At 47.8% G+C, this 761-nt stretch carries 1 protein-coding gene; it reads left to right on the top strand.

Annotated features, from left to right (window positions below):
* Window positions 1-761, top strand: a 761-nt coding sequence (gene proS / locus A3739_RS27280; protein ID WP_068503506.1) for a proline--tRNA ligase, incomplete at both ends; no start/stop codon positions are given.

Genomic DNA, 761 nt, shown 5'->3' with positions numbered 1-761 from the left:
GTTGTTCAACCAGCTGAACTATGGGAAGAGTCTGGGCGCTGGCAACAATATGGAGGAGAATTACTTCGTATTAAAGACCGTCACGAACGCGATTTTTGCCTTGGCCCAACGCACGAAGAAGTTATCACTGACATCATTCGCGATGAACTAAAAAGCTACAAACAGCTACCTGCTAACTTTTATCAGATCCAAACCAAATTCCGTGACGAGCGCCGCCCACGTTTTGGCGTGATGCGCGCACGCGAGTTTGTCATGAAAGACGCTTACTCGTTTCACGTAAACAAGGAATCATTAGACGAGACCTACGAGCAAATGCATGCGGCATATGTTCGTATATTCGAGCGATTAGGCCTTGATTTTCGTCCAGTACAAGCCGATTCAGGGAGCATTGGTGGCAGTTCTTCTCATGAATTCCATGTGCTAGCTGGTTCAGGCGAAGATGACATCGCTTTCTCAACAGAAAGCAGCTATGCCGCAAATATAGAAATGGCCGAAGCTCTAGCACCTACTGGAGAGCGTAATGCGCCAAGTCAGGATATGGCTGAGGTTGCGACACCAGAACAGAATACAATTGCTGAAGTAGCTGAAGCGCTTAATATCAGCGCAGAACAATGCGTGAAAACGCTCATTGTGCTAGGCGAAGCACCTGAAGGCGAAGACGATGCCGAAGCGCCTTTGGTAGCGCTTGTTCTACGTGGCGATCACGAACTGAACGATATCAAAGCCGAAAAAATTGAAGGGGTCGCATCTCCGTTACAATT

The sequence above is a fragment of the Oleiphilus sp. HI0067 genome (assembly GCF_001635735.1).
Note: the sequence above shows the minus strand (reverse complement) of the source record. Positions and strands in the feature narration are given on the sequence as shown.